16 protein-coding genes are annotated in these 21,530 nt (G+C 52.8%); 8 read left to right on the top strand and 8 right to left on the bottom strand.

Going from position 1 to position 21,530, the window contains the following annotated elements:
• The first annotated feature begins 98 nt into the window (after positions 1–98).
• The 3 genes from glpE to FEM44_RS08065 are packed head-to-tail and all read left to right on the top strand — an operon-like array spanning position 99 to position 2,075.
• Positions 99–425 carry a thiosulfate sulfurtransferase GlpE gene (glpE, locus tag FEM44_RS08075; protein ID WP_064527639.1) on the top strand — a complete coding sequence of 109 codons (327 nt, stop codon included), beginning with the start codon at positions 99–101 and terminating at the stop codon, positions 423–425.
• Between the two features lie 44 nt (positions 426–469).
• Entirely contained in the window at positions 470–1,300 is an 831-nt protein-coding gene (gene glpG / locus FEM44_RS08070; RefSeq protein WP_135522491.1) for a rhomboid family intramembrane serine protease GlpG, read from the top strand.
• Between the two features lie 16 nt (positions 1,301–1,316).
• Positions 1,317–2,075 carry a DeoR/GlpR family transcriptional regulator gene (locus FEM44_RS08065; protein ID WP_138158959.1) on the top strand — a complete coding sequence of 253 codons (759 nt, stop codon included), beginning with the start codon at positions 1,317–1,319 and terminating at the stop codon, positions 2,073–2,075.
• On the opposite strand, the gene rtcR is transcribed toward FEM44_RS08065, so the two are convergent.
• Positions 2,057–3,655, bottom strand: a complete 1,599-nt coding sequence (gene rtcR / locus FEM44_RS08060; protein WP_135522492.1) for a DNA-binding transcriptional regulator RtcR — start codon at positions 3,653–3,655, stop codon at positions 2,057–2,059. The genes FEM44_RS08065 and rtcR overlap by 19 nt on opposite strands.
• A gap of 188 nt (positions 3,656–3,843) precedes the next feature.
• Here rtcR and rtcB point away from each other — a divergent pair, with 188 nt between their 5' ends.
• A complete protein-coding gene (rtcB, locus tag FEM44_RS08055) occupies positions 3,844–5,070 on the top strand; it encodes an RNA-splicing ligase RtcB (protein WP_135522493.1) in 1,227 nt (408 codons plus the stop codon).
• A 3-nt stretch (positions 5,071–5,073) separates the two neighbouring features.
• Positions 5,074–6,090, top strand: a complete 1,017-nt coding sequence (gene rtcA, locus FEM44_RS08050) for an RNA 3'-terminal phosphate cyclase (RefSeq protein ID WP_135522494.1) — start codon at positions 5,074–5,076, stop codon at positions 6,088–6,090.
• 42 nt (positions 6,091–6,132) lie between these two features.
• Here rtcA and malT read toward each other — a convergent pair whose 3' ends face one another.
• Complete coding sequence (gene malT / locus FEM44_RS08045; protein WP_135522495.1) at positions 6,133–8,838, bottom strand: HTH-type transcriptional regulator MalT; 2,706 nt, start codon at positions 8,836–8,838, stop codon at positions 6,133–6,135.
• Positions 8,839–9,461: 623 nt separating this feature from the next.
• Between malT and malP the strand changes: the two genes are divergently transcribed.
• Positions 9,462–11,855: a maltodextrin phosphorylase gene (gene malP, locus FEM44_RS08040; RefSeq protein WP_135522496.1), complete on the top strand. Its 2,394-nt coding sequence runs from the start codon at positions 9,462–9,464 to the stop codon at positions 11,853–11,855.
• Positions 11,856–11,864: 9 nt separating this feature from the next.
• On the top strand, positions 11,865–13,949 hold the full coding sequence (gene malQ, locus FEM44_RS08035; protein ID WP_135522497.1) for a 4-alpha-glucanotransferase: 2,085 nt from the start codon (positions 11,865–11,867) through the stop codon (positions 13,947–13,949).
• A gap of 101 nt (positions 13,950–14,050) precedes the next feature.
• Here malQ and gntT read toward each other — a convergent pair whose 3' ends face one another.
• The 3 genes from gntT to gntX form a co-directional block, all read right to left on the bottom strand.
• On the bottom strand, positions 14,051–15,367 hold the full coding sequence (gene gntT, locus FEM44_RS08030; protein WP_001131744.1) for a gluconate transporter: 1,317 nt from the start codon (positions 15,365–15,367) through the stop codon (positions 14,051–14,053).
• Between the two features lie 350 nt (positions 15,368–15,717).
• Positions 15,718–16,293: a Fe-S biogenesis protein NfuA gene (nfuA, locus tag FEM44_RS08025; RefSeq protein WP_000619389.1), complete on the bottom strand. Its 576-nt coding sequence runs from the start codon at positions 16,291–16,293 to the stop codon at positions 15,718–15,720.
• Between the two features lie 58 nt (positions 16,294–16,351).
• A complete protein-coding gene (gene gntX, locus FEM44_RS08020) occupies positions 16,352–17,035 on the bottom strand; it encodes a DNA utilization protein GntX (RefSeq protein ID WP_135522498.1) in 684 nt (227 codons plus the stop codon).
• A gap of 37 nt (positions 17,036–17,072) precedes the next feature.
• Between gntX and bioH the strand changes: the two genes are divergently transcribed.
• On the top strand, positions 17,073–17,843 hold the full coding sequence (gene bioH, locus FEM44_RS08015; protein ID WP_135522499.1) for a pimeloyl-ACP methyl ester esterase BioH: 771 nt from the start codon (positions 17,073–17,075) through the stop codon (positions 17,841–17,843).
• A 28-nt stretch (positions 17,844–17,871) separates the two neighbouring features.
• On the opposite strand, the gene rpnA is transcribed toward bioH, so the two are convergent.
• The 3 genes from rpnA to feoB form a co-directional block, all read right to left on the bottom strand.
• On the bottom strand, positions 17,872–18,750 hold the full coding sequence (gene rpnA, locus FEM44_RS08010) for a recombination-promoting nuclease RpnA (RefSeq protein WP_135522500.1): 879 nt from the start codon (positions 18,748–18,750) through the stop codon (positions 17,872–17,874).
• Positions 18,751–18,953: 203 nt separating this feature from the next.
• Complete coding sequence (gene feoC / locus FEM44_RS08005) at positions 18,954–19,190, bottom strand: [Fe-S]-dependent transcriptional repressor FeoC (protein ID WP_104807804.1); 237 nt, start codon at positions 19,188–19,190, stop codon at positions 18,954–18,956.
• Positions 19,191–19,200: 10 nt separating this feature from the next.
• A complete protein-coding gene (gene feoB, locus FEM44_RS08000; RefSeq protein ID WP_130258698.1) occupies positions 19,201–21,522 on the bottom strand; it encodes a Fe(2+) transporter permease subunit FeoB in 2,322 nt (773 codons plus the stop codon).
• Positions 21,523–21,530 lie beyond the last annotated feature (8 nt).

The raw sequence follows: 21,530 nt of genomic DNA, 5'->3' as shown, positions 1-21,530 counted from the left end.
TTTTAGAGTGATATGTATAACATTATGGCGTTTATCTGCCGCTTCGACGTAAACTGGGCGGTAAATTTGCCCACTTGTTTGTAAAGAAAGAGAGACGCATGGATCAGTTCGAATGTATTAACGTTGCCGACGCGTACCAGAAGTTGCAGGAAAAAGAGGCGGTGCTGGTCGATATTCGCGATCCACAGAGTTTCGCAATGGGGCATGCGGCGCAGGCTTTTCATCTGACCAACGATACGCTGGGCGCGTTTATGCGTGATAACGACTTTGACACTCCGGTAATGGTGATGTGTTACCACGGTAATAGCAGCAAAGGCGCGGCGCAGTATCTGTTGCAACAGGGCTACGATATGGTCTACAGCATTGATGGCGGTTTTGAAGCCTGGCAGCGTCAGTTTCCCACAGAGGTGGCGTACGGCGCGTAAGGCTTTATACTGTCCCCTTTTGTGTGGAATAAGCGACAGCAACAATGTTGATGATTACCTCTTTTGCTAACCCCCGCGTGGCGCAGGCGTTTGTCGATTACATGGCGACGCAGGGTGTTATCCTCACGATTCAGCAACATAACCAAAGCGATGTCTGGCTGGCGGATGAATCCCAGGCCGAACGTGTGCGGGCGGAGCTGGCGCGTTTTCTCGAAAACCCGGCAGATCCGCGTTATCTCGCCGCCAGCTGGCAGTCAGGCCATACTGGTAGTGGTCTGCACTATCGTCGCTTTCCTTTCTTTGCCACCTTGCGTGAACGTGCTGGCCCGGTAACCTGGGTGATGATGATCGCCTGCGTGGTGGTGTTTATCGCCATGCAAATTCTCGGCGATCAGGAAGTGATGTTATGGCTGGCCTGGCCATTTGATCCGACACTGAAATTTGAGTTCTGGCGCTACTTCACCCATGCGTTAATGCACTTCTCACTAATGCATATCCTCTTTAACCTGCTCTGGTGGTGGTATCTTGGCGGCGCGGTGGAAAAACGTCTCGGTAGCGGTAAGTTAATTGTCATTACGCTAATTAGCGCCCTGTTAAGCGGCTATGTGCAGCAAAAATTCAGCGGGCCGTGGTTTGGCGGGCTTTCTGGCGTGGTGTATGCGCTGATGGGCTACGTCTGGCTACGTGGCGAACGCGATCCGCAAAGTGGCATTTACCTGCAACGTGGGTTAATTATCTTTGCGCTGATCTGGATTGTCGCCGGATGGTTTGATTTGTTTGGGATGTCGATGGCGAACGGAGCACACATCGCCGGGTTAGCCGTGGGTTTAGCGATGGCTTTTGTTGATTCGCTCAATGCGCGAAAACGAAAATAATTCCAGGGATTTATAAATGAAACAAACACAACGTCACAACGGTATTATCGAACTGGTTAAACAGCAGGGTTATGTCAGCACCGAGGAACTGGTGGAGCACTTCTCCGTCAGCCCGCAGACTATTCGTCGCGACCTCAACGAACTGGCAGAGCAAAACCTGATCCTGCGCCATCATGGCGGTGCGGCGCTGCCTTCCAGTTCGGTTAACACGCCGTGGCACGATCGTAAAGCCACCCAGACCGAAGAAAAAGAGCGCATCGCCCGTAAAGTGGCGGAGCAAATCCCCAACGGCTCGACGCTGTTTATCGATATTGGCACCACGCCGGAAGCGGTGGCGCACGCGCTGCTTAATCACAGCAATTTGCGCATTGTCACCAACAATCTCAATGTCGCTAACACGCTGATGGTGAAAGACGATTTTCGCATCATTCTCGCCGGTGGCGAATTACGCAGCCGCGATGGCGGGATAATCGGTGAAGCAACGCTCGATTTTATCTCCCAGTTCCGTCTGGACTTTGGCATTCTCGGGATCAGCGGTATTGACAGCGACGGCTCGCTGCTGGAGTTCGATTACCACGAAGTTCGCACCAAACGCGCCATTATTGAGAACTCGCGCCACGTCATGCTGGTTGTCGACCACTCGAAATTTGGCCGTAACGCAATGGTCAATATGGGCAGCATCAGCATGGTCGATGCCGTCTACACCGACACCATGCCTCCTGCGGGCGTGATGCAGGTGCTGACGGACCACCATATTCAACTGGAGCTGTGCTGATCCTGCAAAGATTCCCAGGTCAGACCAAAACGCGCCAGGTATTTGCGTAGCCGATCCGCGTCGTTGACGCTGGCTTTGCCCTGGCGCGAAATGTCAAAAAGCTGACGACCAGCGGTGGAAAGTGATTTCGCCTGGCGACAAACGGCAATGACGTTTTCCAGTTGCATCCGGTCGAAGAGATCAATGTTTTCCGCCTCTGCGCCCAACAGGTGCGTAAGTGCCGAAGGATGACTTTCCTGCCAGTTATAGCGCAGACGGTTAATCTCATCTTCTACGGCTTTAAGAGTGATACGTCCGCTATCGGCAAATGTCGCCATGCGCGTAACGCTGGCAGAAAGTTCGCGAAAATTACCGCGCCATGTCGCCTGAGGCGATGTCGCAAAAGCCAGCCAGGCGCGCCGCGCTTCGGTGTTAAAGCGCACGCTGTCGCCGGTGAGTGAGGCGTGGCGCTCCACTTCATAATCCAGGTTAGGTTCAATATCTTCCTTACGCTGGCGCAGCCCCGGCAGGGTGAAGGTCCAGAGATTGATCCGCGCGTACAGGTCTTCGCGAAATTTGCCTTCGGCAACCAACTGGCGCAAATCGCGCACCGTTCCGGCGATAAGCTGAAAATCGCTACTCACCTGGCGATCGCTGCCAAACGGGTAAAAGGTTTTCTCTTCAATGGCTTTCAGCAGCATTGCCTGTTCGTCTGCGCCCAGTTCGCCGATCTCATCGAGAAACAACATACCGCCGTTGGCGCTGCGTAATAAACCTTCCCGCGATTCCCGCGCCCCGGTAAACGCGCCTTTCACATGACCAAACAGCGCAGACATTGCGGTATCGCCGCGCAGGGTGGCGCAGTTCACTTCTACAAACGCGCCGCTAAACTGATGCCGTGCCTGTTTTAACTCGAAGATGCGTCGCGCCAGAAACGACTTACCTGCGCCGGTCGGGCCGTTAAGCAGGATCGGTGCGCGGGATTTGATCGCCACTTTTTCGATCTGCTCAATCATGCTGTTGAAGTGGGGGTTACGCGTGGCAATGCCGGACTTAAGAAAATCAAGCGTTTGCTGGCGTTCCTCGGCAAAGCGGCTGGCGATGGCGTTATAACGGCTTAAATCGAGATCGATAATCGTCACCGCGCCTGGACTATCGGGCTGCTCTTTTTTGCGCGGAGGCGAGGTCTGCGCCAGCCGGGCGGGTAGATAACGCGCTTCTGCCAACAGAAACCAGCAAATCTGTGCCACGTGCGTGCCGGTGGTGATGTGAATTAAATAGTCTTCTTTATCAGGTTGAAAAGCGTAATGCCGGGCGAAATCATGCAGGCAGGCGTAAACCTCTTCGAAATCCCACGGGTTATGCAGTTCAATCTCAACGCCCACTACTTCTGTTTCTGGCGAAACGCTGGTGATATCGCGCTTAAGCGTTTCAAATAGCGAGCGCGAGCGGGCGTCGTGTAACAATTCCAGCCGATCGATGACCAACGATTCTTGCTGGCATAAACAGAGCGTCGGGCGCCATTTTGACCAGCGTTGGCTACCGCGCCCGGCATAATCCAGTACGGTTCCGACAAAGCCAAAAGCCACTGTTTTACGCATCTTAGATATCCTTATAAAAGACGATATTTCATTATCGGTTAAGTGACTTTATAGAAAATCTCCGTTTACGGACTTTGTACTTTTAATTAAATAAAAACAATCAATTATAAATTTAATCCGCTGATTTAATTTTCTGGCACGACGGTTGCAATTATCAGGACAGCAAACAACGAAAAGAGAAAAACATAATGAATTACGAATTACTGACCACTGAAAATGCCCCGGTAAAAATGTGGACCAAAGGCGTACCGGTAGAAGTCGATGCGCGTCAGCAACTTATTAATACGGCGAAGATGCCGTTTATTTTCAAACATATTGCGGTAATGCCTGATGTACACCTGGGTAAAGGTTCCACCATTGGTAGCGTGATCCCGACCAAAGGGGCGATTATTCCGGCGGCGGTGGGTGTGGATATCGGCTGCGGAATGAACGCGCTACGTACCGCGTTAACGGCAGCGGACCTGCCTGAAAACCTGGCGGAGCTGCGTCAGGCGATTGAAACTGCCGTGCCGCACGGGCGTTCCAATAATCGTAGCCGTCGTGATAAAGGCGCATGGGAAAATCCTCCTGTTAACGTCGACGCTAAATGGGCCGAGCTGGAAGCCGGTTATCAGTGGTTAACGCAAAAATATCCGCGTTTCCTGAACACCAATAATTACAAACACCTGGGAACGCTGGGAACGGGTAACCACTTTATTGAAATCTGCCTTGATGAGTCGGATCAGGTGTGGATTATGCTGCACTCCGGTTCACGCGGAATTGGTAATGCCATCGGGACTTACTTTATCGATCTGGCGCAAAAAGAGATGCAGGACCAGCTTGAAACGTTGCCGTCGCGTGATCTGGCGTACTTTATGGAAGGTACGGAATACTTTGATGATTACCTGAAAGCCGTGGCCTGGGCGCAGCTTTTTGCCAGCCTCAACCGCGATGCGATGATGGAAAACGTGGTAACGGCGTTGCAGAGCATTACGCAGAAAACGGTAAGACTGCCGCAAACTCAGGCGAAGGAAGAGATCAACTGTCACCACAACTATGTGCAAAAAGAACAACACTTTGGCGAAGAGATCTATGTGACGCGTAAAGGCGCGGTGTCTGCACGTGCCGGGCAGTATGGAATTATTCCCGGTTCGATGGGGGCGAAAAGCTTTATCGTCCGAGGACTGGGAAATGAAGAGTCATTTTGCTCATGCAGCCACGGTGCCGGACGCGTGATGAGCCGTACCAAAGCGAAAAAACTGTTTAGCGTGGAAGATCAGATTCGTGCCACCGCTCATGTGGAATGCCGTAAAGATGCCGAAGTAATCGACGAAATTCCGATGGCGTATAAAGATATTGATGCGGTGATGGCGGCACAAAGCGATTTGGTGGAAGTGGTTTACACCCTGCGTCAGGTAGTGTGCGTAAAAGGATAAGTGATGAAAAGGATGATTGCGCTGGATGGTGCACAGGGAGAAGGGGGCGGGCAGATCCTGCGCTCGGCGCTGAGTCTGTCGATGATAACCGGCAAGCCATTTACCATCACCGGCATTCGTGCCGGGCGGGCGAAACCGGGGCTGTTGCGCCAGCATCTGACCGCGGTAAAGGCGGCGATGGAAATTTGCGGGGCAACGGTAGAAGGCGCGGAACTGGGGTCGCAGCGTCTGGTCTTCCGGCCCGGCACCGTGCGCGGTGGCGATTACCGCTTTGCTATCGGTAGCGCCGGAAGTTGTACGCTGGTGCTGCAAACGGTGCTGCCCGCGCTGTGGTTTGCCGATGGGCCATCGCGTGTTGAAGTGAGCGGAGGCACCGATAACCCGTCGGCGCCGCCTGCGGATTTTATCCGCCGGGTGCTGGAGCCGCTGCTGGCGAAAATAGGAGTTCATCAGCAAACCACACTATTACGCCACGGTTTTTACCCCGCCGGAGGCGGTGTAGTGGCAACGGAAGTCTTGCCCGTGGCATCGTTTAACACTTTGCAACTTGGCGAGCGCGGGAACATTATGCGACTGCGTGGTGAGGTGTTATTAGCTGGCGTGCCGCGCCATGTTGGTGAGCGTGAAATCGCTACGCTGGCAGCAAGTTTTTCTCTGCATGAGCAGTCTATTCAGTCATTGCCGCGCGAGCAGGGGCCGGGTAATACCGTCTCGCTTGAGGTCGTTAGTGAACACATTACCGAGCGCTTTTTTGCCGTTGGTGAAAAACGTGTCAGTGCCGAAGTGGTAGCCGCGCAGTTGGTGAAAGAGGTGAAACGTTACCTGGCAAGCCCGGCGGCGGTGGGGGAATATCTCGCTGACCAGCTAGTGTTGCCGATGGCGCTGGCGGGCGCGGGAGAGTTTACGGTCGCCCATCCCTCATGCCATCTGCTGACCAATATCACCGTGGTGGAGCGTTTCTTGCCGGTGCAGTTTAGTCTGATAAAAACAGATGGCGTAACGCGGGTTAGCGTTGAATGATGTAAAGATGTAAGCCGGATCCGACGCGTTATCCGGCTAAACTCACACTCCATACCCCATCATCTTCAACAGTTTCTGTGCATGCTGTACGGCAGCCTGACGGTGGGCGACACCGAGTTTTTGGTACAGATTACGGATATGCGTCTTGATGGTGGTCGCCGCCACTTCCAGTTCACCCGCAATTTGTTCGTTGCTGTAACCGGAGTAAATCAGCCCCAGTACCTGCCATTCGCGTTGGGTCAGCGGACTGGTACGGATCAGTTCTGGTACTTCCGGATGATTTAGCAGACGTTCAACGAAACTCTCATCGAAATGGGCGAATTTATGTCGATGATGTTGATTGATTTCCCGCAGAATACGCTGCGCGCGGTGCTGTTCCAGTTCCGGCAGCGTATTGAGCTGAATCAGCTGACGTAACTGCTGCGCCATCGCTTCGCCTTCAATAACAAAATGGCTGATAAATCCGGTGCGATTCGCCAGTTTTAATGCATCCAGCAACACACGCTGGGCGTCGCTTTTACGCCCGGCTTGCCAGTACAACTGATTGAGTAAAAGCAGGTTACGGTTGAGGTCGCTCATTAACCGCAGACTGCGGGCGTTTTCGTTCAGTTCTTCGAGGACTATTTCCGCAGGTTCAAACTCGCCCAACAAGATTTGCGCACGGGCGATGTTACGCCATTGACCTTGCAGGAAGTGGTTATTGGCAAATTCCGGCTTCGCAGTATGGCGCAGCCAGTTGGCGGCAGCCGCTTTATCGCCGGTCATCTGCCAGTAAATTACGCGAACTTTGTTGGCGTTAGAGATCCAGTCGCTGTGATATTTGCCATTCCCCAGCAGGTTTTCCAGACGGTTTAGCTGGCTACGGGCATTATCTAAATCGCCACGGGCCAACGAGCATTGAATCAACATTGCCAGGCACTGAAGCTGTTGCTGCGGCTGATAAGACGACAAGACTTCAATCCCGCTACGCGCCGACGCTTCGGCTTCATCCAGTCGCGCCCAGGCCCATAGCAGCTGTGCACGGATGCGCACCAGAAACTCATGCATCGGCAACTGTTCCAGATGCTGCTCGTTTATCAACTGGAACGCTTTTTCCTGTGTTTCCCATGCAGTTTGCAGGAACCCTTGGGCAAACAGAATTTCACTTTGCTGAATCAGACTCCACAAAGCGTAGTGCCAGACATCGTGCTGACGCGCCATTTGTTCGGTTTGCTGCATTAACGCCAGTGAACGGGTCAATTCGCCTTTGCAGTGCAACACTTCGCCGAGTACGGAGGTTGCGACAATGCGACTGTAGAACCAGCCCGGAGGCAGTTCTTCCAGCGCCAGTTTTGCCAGCCGCTCGGCTTCATCCGGATTGCCGTCGTTAATAGCCACCTGAGCGCGCAGAGCGTTAAATTCTGCGTGCATGGTACCTTCCCTGATATCCTTGATCTCATGCTCGGCACGCGCCAGCAGGGTGTTCACTTCGCCATAGCGATGTTGGCTTTGCATCAACCAGGCTTGCAATAACACCAGTTGTGGATTTTCCAGCAGGCTGTCCCACGGCAGGGCTTTAAGCGACTCTTCCAGCAGCGACAGTTCGCTGTGGTTGAACAAACTCCAGGCGTGATTCAGCAGAATATCACGCAACATCAAAGCGTCGCCTGCCGCCAGCGCATGATGAATAGCTTCGCTGGGAAAACCTTGCGCCATCCAGCTTTCTGCGGCAGCACGGTGAATTTCCGGCAGTTCCGCCGCCAGTTCCCACTGGCAGCGCTGGCGCAGGAAGTTGCCAAACAACGGGTGATAGCAGAACCACTCGCCGGTATCATCCATCCGTTGCAAAAACAGTCCCTGACGCTCAATTTCTTCGAGGCGCATTTGCCCGTTGTCTTCACCGGTCACGCGGGTGATTAGCGCATCGTTCATCGAGCGTAAAATGGCACTTTTCAGTAGAAAATGGCGCGTCGCCAGATCAACGTTATCCAACACTTCATCGACCAGATAATCAGTAAGATGGCTGGCATTAATGCCCGCCAGGCGACGTGCGGATTTGTGCGCAGAGTGGGTATTCTGTCGGACGGAGAGGGCGATTAATTGTAAAGCCGTTGCCCAACCAGATACGTCATCGCAAATCCGGCTACTTTCAGCGGCTTCAATGGGCGAAGACAGACGGCAATCAAAAAACTGCTTGGCTTCCTGGTGGGTAAACGCCAGTTGCTGGCTGCCAATTTCCAGCAGTTGGTCACGTACACGCAAATTGGCAATACCCAGTTGCGGAAGATTGCGCGACAAAACCACCAGGGTTAGATTTTCCGGTTGATGACGAATAAAGAAGCGCATTGACTCGTGAATCACTGGGTTAGTGATCAGATGATAATCGTCAATAACCAGGTAGAGCGGCTGGTGCCACTCTGCCAGTTCGATAAACAGTTGGGCAAAAAGTGAGGATAGACTGGCATATTGCCGCTTTTGCGCCATCACTTCACTGGCGGGGCAATGCCCGTTGGTGGCCTGTTGAATTGCGGCAATCAGGTAGCTGGCGAAACGTTCTTGCTGGTTATCGCCGTCATCCAGCGAGTACCAGCCCAAATCGTTTTTGCCTGCCGCCCATTGGGATATGAGCGTTGTCTTTCCGTAGCCCGCAGGACTTGTGATCAGCACCAGCCTGAAGTTGTTCGCGCCGGAAAGTTTAGCCAGCAGGCGCTCACGAACCACGGTATGGTCGAGTCGAACCGGACGACTTAATTTTGACGGAATCAGCATAGTTAATCACTTCACTGTGGAAATTGAGGAAATATTATTTTTTTTGCGCTTCGTAATTAATGGTTATAAGGTCGGCCAGAAATCTGTGCAATGCAAGCGATGACGGTTTTTTATGTGTCTGAATTTGCACTCTGTCACAATTCAAAACCTTTATTAATGGTTCACCTAAAAACTACGCTGATTCAGCGTAGATACTGGATCTTATGGTGTTTTCTCGTGGTTCAAAAGCGTTATTAAAGCAATGATGCTTCCTTAATTCATGATGAAAGGTCTATCTAAAAAGATGATCTTAATAAATCTATTAAGAATGAGATGAATCACGATTAGTATTTCATTGCTGAAACTATTTCGCTGCTTTACTTAATTTATAGAGTGACTTTCCGCTTTTTGATAATACGCAACGGCCCTTTCTTACTGTTAATAGTCGGTTTTTTGCGCCCTTTGGCACTGGGCCAGTGCTTTTGCAGTTGATTGCACTACCTTTAAGTGTTCGCGATCACATTTTCTTGCTCATCCCCGTCACTCCTCCCCGCCTAATCCCCAGTAGGATGAGGAAGGTCAACATGGAGCCTGGCAAACTAACGATAACGTTGTGTTTAATGTCTAAGAAAACTGGAACTCCTATGTCACAACCCATTTTTAATGAAAAGCAATTTCAGGAAGCCCTGTCACGTCAATGGCAGCGTTATGGTTTAACTTCGGCAGCTGAGATGACCCCTCGCCAGTGGTGGCAGGCAGTGAGTGAAGCGCTGGCGGAAATGCTGCGCGCCCAGCCTTTTGCCAAATCGACGACGAATCAGCGCCATGTCAACTACATCTCAATGGAGTTTTTGATTGGTCGTCTGACGGGGAACAACCTGTTAAATCTCGGTTGGTATCAGGCTGTTCAGGATTCGCTGAAGTCTTATGACATCAATCTGACAGATTTGCTGGAAGAAGAGACTGACCCGGCGCTGGGCAACGGCGGTCTGGGCCGTCTGGCGGCATGTTTCCTCGACTCAATGGCGACCGTCGGACAGTCTGCAACAGGCTATGGTCTGAACTATCAATATGGTCTGTTCCGTCAGTCATTTGTTGACGGTCAACAAATGGAAGCGCCAGATGACTGGCATCGCGGTAACTATCCGTGGTTCAGCCATAATGAAGCGCTTGACGTGCAGGTTGGGATTGGTGGCAAGGTCACGAAAGACGGACGTTGGGAGCCCGCATTTACCATTACCGGCCAGGCGTGGGATTTACCTGTGTTGGGCTACCGAAATGGTGTGGCGCAGCCGCTGCGTTTATGGCAAGCGACACATGCGCATCCGTTTAACCTCACCAAATTCAACGACGGCGATTTCCTGCGTGCTGAACAACAGGGCATTGACGCTGAAAAACTGACTAAAGTTCTCTATCCAAACGACAACCATACTGCCGGTAAAAAACTGCGTCTGATGCAGCAATATTTCCAGTGTGCCTGTTCGGTTGCCGACATTCTGCGTCGTCACCATCTGGCGGGGCGTAAACTGCACGAACTGGCGGATTACGAAGTTATTCAGCTGAACGATACCCACCCGACTATCGCTATTCCGGAGCTGCTTCGTGTGCTAATCGATGAGCACCAGATGAGCTGGGATGACGCATGGGCAATCACCAGCAATACCTTTGCGTATACCAACCATACCCTAATGCCAGAAGCTCTGGAGTGCTGGGATGAGAAACTGGTAAAAGCCCTGCTGCCGCGCCATATGCAGATAATCAATGAAATCAACAATCGCTTTAAGAAACTGGTGGAAAAAACCTGGCCGGGCGATAAAGCGGTGTGGGCAAAGCTGGCGGTGGTGCATGACAAACAAGTTCGCATGGCCAATATTTGTGTGGTAAGCGGCTTTGCGGTGAACGGTGTGGCGGCGCTGCACTCGGATCTGGTGGTGAAAGACTTGTTCCCGGAATATCACCAGCTATGGCCGAAAAAATTCCATAACGTCACCAACGGTATTACGCCACGTCGCTGGATCAAACAGTGCAACCCGGCACTGGCAGCATTGTTGGATAAATCACTGAAAAAAGAGTGGGCTAACGATCTTGATCAACTGATTAATCTGGAAAAATTCGCTGATGACGCGAAATTCCGTCAGCAATATCGCGAGATCAAACAGGCGAATAAAGTCCGTCTGGCGGAGTTTGTGAAAGTTCGTACCGGTATTGAAATCAATCCTCAGGCGATTTTCGATATTCAGATCAAACGCCTGCACGAGTACAAACGCCAGCACCTGAATCTGCTGCATATTCTGGCGTTGTACAAAGAAATTCGTGAAAACCCGCAGGCTGACCGCGTACCGCGCGTCTTCCTCTTCGGCGCGAAAGCGGCACCGGGCTACTACCTGGCGAAGAATATTATCTTTGCGATCAACAAAGTGGCTGACGTGATCAACAACGATCCGCAGGTGGGCGACAAGCTGAAGGTTGTATTCCTGCCAGATTATTGTGTATCTGCTGCGGAAATGCTGATCCCGGCGGCGGATATCTCCGAACAGATCTCCACCGCAGGTAAAGAAGCTTCTGGTACTGGCAATATGAAACTGGCGCTTAACGGTGCGCTCACTGTAGGCACACTGGATGGCGCAAACGTGGAGATCGCCGAGAAAGTCGGTGAAGAGAATATCTTTATCTTTGGTCATACCGTGGAGCAGGTTAAGGCGCTGAAAGCGAAGGGCTATGACCCGGTGAAATGGCGGAAGAAAGATAAGGTCCTTGATGCGGTATTGAAGGAGCTGGAAAGCGGCAAATATAGCGATGGCGATAAACACGCGTTTGACCAGATGCTGCATAGCCTCGGTAAGCAGGGCGGCGATCCGTATCTGGTAATGGCGGACTTTGCGGCTTATGTTGAAGCGCAAAAACGCGTGGATGTGCTGTACCGCGACCAGGAAGCCTGGACTCGCGCGGCGATCCTCAATACCGCTCGCTGCGGTATGTTCAGCTCGGATCGCTCAATCCGTGATTATCAGGCTCGTATCTGGCAGGCAAAACGCTAAGGAAGCGCGATGGAAAGCAAACGTCTGGATAAAGCCGCGTTGGCGGCGGGGATCAGCCCCAATTACATCAATGCCCACGGAAAACCGCAGTCGATTAGCGCCGAAACCAAACGGCGTTTGCTTGATGCGATGCATCAAAGTGCCGCCACGAAAGTGGCGGTAACACCAGTGCCAAATGTCATGGTGTATACCGCCGGGAAAAAAATGCCAATGGCGGTAGAGGGCAGCGGCGAATTTAGCTGGTTGCTGACCACCGAAGAAGGTACGCAGTACAAAGGCCACGTGAGCGGTGGTAACGCGTTCAATCTACCGACGAAGCTGCCGGAAGGTTATCACACGCTGACACTCACCCAGGATGAACAGCGTGCTCATTGTCGGGTGATTGTCGCCCCGAAACGCTGCTACGAACCGCAGGCATTGCTCAACAAGCAAAAGCTGTGGGGGGCCTGCGTTCAGCTTTATACGCTGCGATCGGAAAAAAACTGGGGTATTGGGGATTTTGGCGATCTCAAAGCGATGCTGGTGGATGTAGCAAAACGTGGCGGGTCGTTCATCGGTCTGAACCCGATTCATGCGCTCTATCCGGCAAACCCGGAAAGCGCCAGCCCATATAGCCCGTCTTCTCGCCGCTGGCTGAACGTGATTTATATCGACGTCAACGCCGTTGAAGATTTTCAGCTTAGCGAAGAGGCGCAAACCTGGTGGCACATGCCGACGACGCAGCAGACGCTGCAACAGGCGCGGGATGCCGACTGGGTAGATTACTCCACGGTTACCGCCCTAAAAATGACAGCATTGCGCATGGCGTGGAAAGGTTTCGCGCAACGTGATGATGAGCAGATGACCGCGTTTCGCCAGTTTGTTTCAGAGCAAGGCGACAGCCTGTTTTGGCAGGCAGCCTTTGATGCGCTACATGCCCAGCAAGTGAAAGAAGACGAAATGCGCTGGGGCTGGCCAGCATGGCCTGAGATGTATCAGAACGTGGATTCGCCAGAAGTGCGTCAGTTCTGCGAAGAACATCGCGATGACGTCGATTTTTATCTCTGGTTGCAGTGGCTGGCTTACAGCCAGTTTGCCGCCTGCTGGGAGATAAGCCAGGGCTATGAAATGCCGATTGGCTTGTATCGTGACCTGGCAGTTGGCGTAGCGGAAGGCGGAGCTGAAACCTGGTGCGACCGTGAACTGTATTGCCTGAAAGCGTCGGTTGGCGCGCCGCCGGATATCCTCGGCCCGCTGGGGCAGAACTGGGGCTTGCCGCCGATGGACCCGCATATCATCACCGCGCGCGCCTATGAACCGTTTATCGAGCTGCTGCGCGCGAACATGCAAAACTGCGGCGCGCTACGTATCGACCATGTAATGTCGATGCTGCGTTTGTGGTGGATACCGTATGGCGAGACGGCGGATCAGGGGGCATATGTTCATTATCCGGTGGATGATCTGCTCGCTATTCTGGCGCTGGAAAGTAAACGCCATCGCTGCATGGTGATTGGCGAAGATCTTGGCACGGTGCCGGTAGAGATTGTCGGTAAGCTGCACAGTAGCGGTGTTTACTCCTATAAAGTGCTCTATTTCGAAAGCGACCACGAGAAGACATTCCGCGCGCCGAAAGCGTACCCGGAGCAGTCGATGGCAGTTGCGGCGACACACGACCTGCCAACGCTTCGCGGTTACTGGGAGAGCGGTGATTTAACGCTGGGCAAAACGCTGGGCCTGTATCCGGATGAAGAGGTGCTACGCGGTTTGTATCAGGATCGCGAACTGGCGAAGCAGGGGCTGCTGGATGCACTGCATAAATACGGTTGTCTGCCTAAACGTGCCGGGCATAAGGCATCGCTGATGGCGATGACGCCGACGCTTAATCGTGGTTTGCAGCGCTATATTGCCGACAGCAACAGCGCCCTGTTAGGGCTACAGCCGGAAGACTGGCTGGATATGGCCGAACCGGTAAATATTCCTGGAACCAGCTACCAGTACAAAAACTGGCGACGCAAGCTTTCCGCAACGCTTGAGACGATGTTTGCCGATGATGGGGTGAACAAGTTGCTGAAGGATCTGGACAAGCGGCGCAGGGCGGCAGCGAAGAAGAAGTAGAGTGCGGTTGATGCCGGATGCGACGCTTGACGCGTCTTATCCGGCCTACTAATTAGAGCAGCCGGATAAGGCATTCACGCCGCATCCGGCCATCAGTATTATCAAATCACCATATTCAGCAGCAGGCAGCCTACCAGACCACACACTGAGATAATGGTTTCCAACATCGACCAGGATTTGATGGTCTCGCCGATAGTCAGGTTAAAGTACTCTTTGAACAGCCAGAAGCCCGGATCGTTCACGTGAGAGAAAATCACACTACCGGAACCAACCGCAATAACCATCAGCTCCGGGCTAACGCCTGTCGTTGCAATCAGCGGCGCAGCGATACCACCCGCAGTGATTGCCGCAACGGTTGCGGAACCCAGCGCGATACGCAGTACGGCAGCAATCGACCAGGCCATCAGCAGCGGAGAAATGTTGGTTTCGTGCATCATGGAAGCAATGTATTTGTCCACGCCGCTGTCTACCAGCACCTGCTTGAACGCACCGCCACCGCCGATGATCAACAGCATCATCGCAATGATTTTGATGGAAGAAACCAGCGTGTCGTTAATCTGATCCATTGAACGGCCACGGTTCAGACCAAAAGTGAACATCGCAATCAGCACAGCTATCAGCGTTGCCATTACCGGGTCACCGAGGAACTCCGCCACCGGCAGGAAAGCGTGACCTTTCGGCAGGATCATTTCGGCAATCGCACGCATCGCCATCAGCACAACTGGCACCAGAGAAGTCCAGACGCTGACGCCAAAGCTCGGCATCTCTTCTTCGCTGAAGGTTTTCGCGCTGTACAGACCTTCCGGAATTGGCTTATCGATACCTTTCAGCACGCGAGCGTAAACCGGACCAGCAAGAATCACGGTCGGGATTGCCAGAATGGTGCCGTACAGCAGGGTTTTACCCATATCGGCCTGGAAGATGGTGGCAATCGCGGTCGGACCCGGATGCGGCGGCAGGAAACCGTGAGTAACAGACAGCGCAGCAGCCATCGGTACACCAACGTACAACAGTGGAATATTCGCCGCTGCAGCGATAGTGAACACCAGAGGCAGCATCAGTACGAAACCCACTTCATAGAACAGGGCAAAACCAACGGTGAAACCGGTCAGTACCACTGCCCACTGGATGTGCTTTTTACCAAATTTGGCAATCAGCGTGGTGGCGATACGTTGTGCACCACCGCAGTCTGCCAGCATTTTGCCCAGCATCGCGCCAAAACCCATGATCAGGGCAAGGCTGCCGAGCGTACCGCCGACACCGGCTTTGATAGAGCCAATAACTTTATCCAGTGGCATACCTTGCATTAATCCAACAGCAAGCGCCACCAGGACGAGAGCAATGAAACCGTTCATTTTGAAGCGGATCATCAGGAGTAATAACAAGATTACACCGATAGCAACAATGACTAATGGCATGATTTACCTGGCCTTTCATTTGTTATGGGTAACGTCAGGCTTCTGACGATAAATTCTGATCGTCCCAACTGGGAACAGAGATATAACAGCACCATGGCTGACGACTTCTAAAACTAATTAGTGTAGTCAGATGTTATGAGTGTGTTTGGTGCCCATGTAAATGATACGGGTAACATTGTGTGCTTGAGAATCACCAGAGCGGGGTAAATTTAAATTATGAGAGGTTGGTCATATTATCGCGGGGAAACGAAGGGATGGATTTGCCGAGTCAATGTAGATCCAATGCCTGGCAGACGGCCCGATAAGACGCTTTAGCGTCGCATCGGGCAATCTACAAAAGAGAGGGTAACTTAGTAGTAAGAGTGCTCGCCGCGCTGGTGTTCGGTGAGATCGCGTACACCTTTCAGCTCCGGGAATTCGTTCAGCAGCTGCTTCTCGATCCCTTCTTTCAGCGTCACATCGACCATAGAACAACCGTTACAGCCGCCGCCGAATTGCAGAATGGCGTAACCGTCTTCGGTGATTTCCATCAGCGAAACGCGACCACCGTGACCGGCAAGTTGCGGGTTGATCTGCGATTGCAGCATATACTCCACACGCTCCATCAGCGGCGCATCGTCAGCCACTTTACGCATTTTGGCGTTCGGGGCTTTCAGCGTTAACTGGGAACCCAACTGGTCGGTAACAAAGTCGATCTCAGCATCTTCCAGGTATGGCGCGCTCAACTCATCAACATACGCAGTCAGCAGGTCAAATTTCAGGGCGGTGTCGGTGGCTTCCACAGCGTCCGGCGGACAATAAGAAACGCCACATTCAGCGTTAGGCGTGCCAGGGTTAATCACAAATACGCGGATTTGTGTCCCTTCTTCCTGGTTTGCCAGCAGTTTGGCAAAGTGCGCTTGTGCAGCATCGGAAATACGGATCATAGTAATGGCCTAATAGTTGACTATTTTAGTTGGTTATAATACGCCCATCATCGAGGCTCTACAAGGTTCGACAAAGGCACCAGACCTGGACTGTCGCCGCACCATTGCGTAAAAGCAGCTGCGCAATCTCTGCGACGGTACTTCCGGTGGTAACGACATCATCCACAATCACCATATGGCGACCTTGCACAGGCAATTCAAGGCGAAAAGCATTTTTCAGGTTGCGCTTGCGCAGCCGGGCACTGAGAAAATGCTGGATAGCGGTGGCCCGTGTTCGTGCGACGGCTTCGCTATCCCACTGGCAGTGCAACCAGCGTGATAACGGCTGACACAGCAAATCGCTCTGATTAAATCCCCGACGCCAGTGACGCCGCTGCCATAACGGAACGCTGATGATGCGATCCGGCAGTTGTAATCCGGTAGTCCGACGGGCGTGTAAGATTTCCAATAGTAACAGACGTGCCAGGGCGCTGGCGATTTCGCTGCGCCGGGAAAACTTAAGCTGGTGGATAAGCGGACTTAATGGCGGCGCATAGTTGGCGACCGTGACTAGTCTTTGCCAGGGCGGCGGTTTTTGCAGGCAGCGGCCGCAGGGAAGATGGGAGTGTGTGGCGGGTAATCCACATTGTGGGCATAACGTTTTATCTGTACGGGCGGCGCGTGAACAGACCGAACAAATCCCCCAATGACCTAGCGCCAGCGGCATTCGGCATAGCCAGCATAATCCCGGTACTGTTAGCATATGTTCATCCTTGTAAGTAAAAAGAGAACAATAGCGGATGAATAACATCTGGTGGCAGACCAAAGGTCAGGGGAATGTTCATCTTGTGCTACTGCACGGGTGGGGACTGAATGCCGAAGTGTGGCGTTGCATTGACGAGGAACTTAGCTCGCATTTTACGCTGCACCTTGTTGACCTGCCCGGCTTCGGGCGCAGCCAGGGATTTGGTGCGATGTCGCTTGCTGAGATGACCGAAGTCGTGCTGCGACAGGCACCGGATAAGGCCATCTGGCTGGGCTGGAGTCTGGGTGGACTGGTGGCAAGCCAGATTGCGTTAACCCATCCCGAGCGTGTTCAGGCGTTGGTTACCGTGGCATCGTCACCGTGTTTCAGCGCTCGTGACGGCTGGCCGGGGATAAAACCGGACGTGCTGGCAGGTTTCCAGCAGCAACTGAGTGAAGATTTTCAGCGCACAGTAGAACGGTTCCTTGCGTTACAAACCATGGGTACAGAAACGGCACGCCAGGATGCGCGAGCGCTGAAGAAAACCATTCTGGCGTTACCGATGCCGGAGGTTGACGTGCTTAATGGTGGGCTGGAAATTCTGAAAACGGTCGATCTCCGTCAGCCGCTGCAAAACGTACCCATGCCGTTTTTGCGATTGTATGGCTATCTCGACGGTCTGGTGCCGCGCAAAGTGGTGCCGATGCTGGATAAACTCTGGCCGCACAGCGAGTCATACATCTTCGCCAAAGCGGCGCATGCGCCGTTTATTTCACATCCGGACGAGTTTTGTCACCTGCTGGTGGCGTTGAAGCAGAGGGTGTAGGTGGCTTTTGAAATGGCGAGACAGAACTTTACTGACTCGCCGCCGCCAACTCTTCTTCTGACAGCCCGGTAAAGCGCATGATGTCTGCAAGCGGGACTCCGGATTCAAGCATTATTTTGGCTATATGCAGGGCTTTGGATTGTTCCCCTTCCTGCCGCAATCGTTCCGCAATAGTCATTAAACTCTCCTTGTGTTTCGGTGAACGTTCGGCCACACCGTCGATAAAATCGTTAAAACGTACCGCATCGCCGGTTTGTAGTATGTAATTAAACAGCCCTTTGATTTGTCTGTCATTAGCGTATCCACTACTTAATAAGCAGGCCATTTGCTCTACCAGCCCCATCAGGTCGCGTTGACGAATATGTTTTTGAATTAACTCCAGCAGCGCCATGCGTCGGTGCTGCATGATTTCATCATCAGGCATGACGGTGACATCAATCAGCGGAAATGCAGAGGCGTAAAGCTGCCTGGCCAGGTTGGGATCGGCGAAACAATCCAGCCAACAAAGCGAATAGGGATAGGGGCTTTCAATACCATGGTAAAACAACAACGGCACCACCATCGGCAACGTTTTGTATCCGGCATCAAGGTGGTTTTGCATTGCGGCAATGGCGTAGCGCATCATACGAAATGCGATCAGTTTGTTTGAGGTACTTTGATGTTCAATCAGGCAATAGATGTATCCTGGTCCTTGCTCGGTTTTCACCGACCACAGCACGTCGGAGTAGCTTTCACGCAGATCGTCATCAATAAAACTGCTCGACTCCAGCTTGAGGGTTTTCATATCACAGAGCACGTGAATGGGGGCCGGTAAATGGAACGCAAGAAAATCGCGTGCCGTGTCCGGTTGGCGTAAAAAGAGTTTGAACAGTGCATCGTGTGGGGTGGAACTCTGCTTTTTGCTCATGGCGTTCCTTCACCTGTTGTTTGAATGCCGCGACTCTACGCGCCACTCCACACCTGTGCATTAGCCAGTTTTCATCCCTGCGAGACACTTTCAGAGGAACTTACGCCGTGCTGCAAGAGTTGCATGTTTATGGAAAGCCGCACGCAAAAAAAGCCCGGTAGCAAACGCATACCGGGCTTTTCAAAACAGGCGATGGAACAAGGTTAACGCAGCGCCCACCACTCGCGCAGACAGGTTTTTCCTTCCGGGCAGCTTTTACAACTGCCGGAGAGGCAGCCGTCGGGTTCTTCCTGAATCCGAACTGCTTTGCCCATACTTTCCAGTTGTTGCAGCATGGCGTTAATCATTGGCTGTGGAGTGTTCAATGTCTGGCTTATCTGGGCCGCTTCCATACGGCCCCGTAACGCCAGCAAATCACGCACCTGAATGAGCGAAGCCATTGCTGTATCCTTAGTGGCAATCGCCAGTGGTGCTGGCTGCACAGCAACTGCTTACCGATTTGCGCGTTGCCAGCAGTTCGATATCCACCCGGCTACGCGCGCGGCGCAGCAAACCGATAACCACGATGTTAAACAGGATAACCGCCAGAATGCACACCAGGCTGTAAGTTGGGTGCTGGCTGTAGCTGGCAACCTGATAGAACAATGTTGCCAGCGAGTAAGCGATATTCAGCCCCCACAGGATGGAGAAGCCCATCCAGCCACGGCTTGATTCACGGGCGATGGCTCCCATCACCGAGATACATGGTACATACAGCAGGACGAAAATCAGGTAGCTGTAGGCGGCAGCTGCACTACCAAATTTTTGATCCATCACGCCCATCGCCCCGGTACCCATTTCGCCGTCGCCTTTGCTTGCTTCAATGGGGTTCATCAGTACGCTAAGGCTGAAGGTGTCTTTCAGGCTCTGCCAGGTTTCATCTACCGCGCTGAACAGCTCTTCACCGAGGTTAAATTCTGCCGGATTGAACTCTTCATCCTGAATATTTTCTGCGGTGTAGAGGGTGTTGAGCGTACCGACCACCACTTCTTTCGCCATTGCGCCAGTAAACAGGCCAACCGTTGCCTGCCAGTTATCTTCATGTACGCCAATCGGCTTGAAGACTGGAGTGATCACCCGGCTGACAGAGGCCAGCGCCGAGTCGTTGATGTTATCGACGATTTTCCCACTCAGCGAGAAGCTGTTGAAGGCGCTCAGGAAAATGCTGACGATGATAATCACTTTACCGGCGCGCAGGACAAAGCCTTTCAAACGCTGCCAGGTCTGGATAATCAGACTCTTAACGTGTGGTACGTGGTAGACCGGCAGCTCCATGACAAACGGCGTCGCTTCACCGCGCATGATGGTGTACTTGAGCATCAGGCCAGTCAGCACCGCCATCACGATACCCAGCATATACAGCGAGAAGACCGCCAGCGCGCCGTTCTGCCCGAAGAAGGCTGCCGCAAATACTGCGAAGATAGCCAGACGCGCGCCGCAGGACATAAACGGTGCCATCATAATGGTCATCAGGCGTTCACGCGGCGCATCAAGAGTTCGCGCGCCCATTACCGACGGTACGTTACAACCGAAACCAACGATCAGCGGCACAAAGGATTTCCCCGGCAAGCCCAGCGCCTGCATCAGACGGTCCATCACAAACGCCGCACGCGCCATATAGCCGGAATCCTCGAGGAAGGAGAGGAACAGGTACATCATGCCGATCTGCGGCACCAGTGGCAGCACGGTGTTAATACCGCCGCCCAGGCCCTGGGCGAGGAAGATAGTCAGCCAGTCCGGGAAGTGGAGCGTGTAGCCAATCCACTGAATACCATGCACAAAGAGTGCTACGGAACCGACGTCAAACAGCGGCTGTAACGCCCCGCCGATGTTGATAGCCAGCAGGAACATCAGGTACATCACAAAGAGGAAAATCGGCAGACCGAGGAAACGGTTGAGCACGATTTTATCTACCGCAGTGGTGAAACGGCTGGGTTCTGCCGTCAGGGTGTTGCTTACCACATCGCAGATAGCAGCAATACACTGGTAACGCGCATCTGCAATATGCAGTGCCGGATCGTCCATCTCATTACGCAGACGGGCAAGGGCTGCATCCAGATGCTGCGACGCTTCACCGGCGTAGGCGCGGCTGTAAATATCGCCTTCCAGCATTTGCAGGCCCAGCCAGCGACGTTGTTTCAGCGGGATGTCGGAAGGCATCACTTTCGCCAGCGAGTCGGCTTCATTGATTAGCGGCTGGGCGTAATGCACCAGTTCTACATTGTCGTTGGCTTTGTAGCGGTCAATTGCCAGTTTCAGAGCTTCGATACCGCGACCACGCGTGGAAACCAGTGGAACTACCGGGCAGCCAAGACGCGCCGACAGCGCATCAATTTCAATGCGAATATTTTGTTTCTCGGCAATGTCGAGCATGTTCAGCGCCACGATGCAGGGAATGCCGAGTTCCAGCAGCTGTAGCGTCAGGTACAGGTTACGCTCAAGGTTAGACGCATCCACCACGTTAATCAGCAGATCGGCGTCGCCACTCAAAATGTAGTGGCAGGCGATTTGCTCGTCCAACGACGTCTGCGATGAAATAGTAGTCAGAGAATAAGTACCGGGCAGATCCACCAGCGTGACCTGATGATCGGTGGTGGAGAACTGACCCTCTTTACGTTCGACGGTAACGCCAGCCCAGTTTCCTACACGCTGACGTGCTCCGGTGAGCTGGTTAAATAAGGTTGTCTTGCCAGAATTTGGATTACCAATTAAGCCAATGGTTAATTTTTTCATTGTTATTC

The organism is Escherichia sp. E4742, from assembly GCF_005843885.1.
Lineage (GTDB): Bacteria > Pseudomonadota > Gammaproteobacteria > Enterobacterales > Enterobacteriaceae > Escherichia.
The sequence above is the reverse complement of the archived record's forward strand: the minus strand, read 5'-3'. Positions and strand labels throughout refer to the sequence as shown.